The organism is Sabulibacter ruber (genome assembly GCF_017355955.1).
Taxonomy (GTDB): Bacteria; Bacteroidota; Bacteroidia; order Cytophagales; family Hymenobacteraceae; genus Nibribacter; species Nibribacter ruber_A.
Window position 1 is genome coordinate 1 of record NZ_JAFFID010000200.1, and the last position, 247, is coordinate 247.

At 75.3% G+C, this 247-nt stretch carries 1 protein-coding gene; it reads right to left on the reverse strand.

Annotated features, from left to right (window positions below; genetic code table 11):
• The coding region (locus JT719_RS25040) for a dephospho-CoA kinase (RefSeq protein WP_207436491.1) at positions 1-247 on the reverse strand (247 nt) is incomplete at both ends.

Sequence of the window (247 nt, forward strand, 5' to 3'; positions counted from 1 at the left end):
CCTGCGCCCGCTGGACCAGCGGGTGGAGGATCCCTTCCAGCCGGTTCAGCGCCGCAGGGGCTGCGAACACCGCCGCGCCCAGCGCGCGCCGGTCCACGGCACCATCGCGGACCACGCCGGGGAAGGCGGCATCAATCGCCGGCACGGCGCCGCCGCCTCGCGCGAGCAGCCGGTGGACCATTGCGTCGGAGTCACAGACCGGCGCGCCCATCCTCGCGAGCATGCGCGCGGCGCTGCTCTTGCCCAT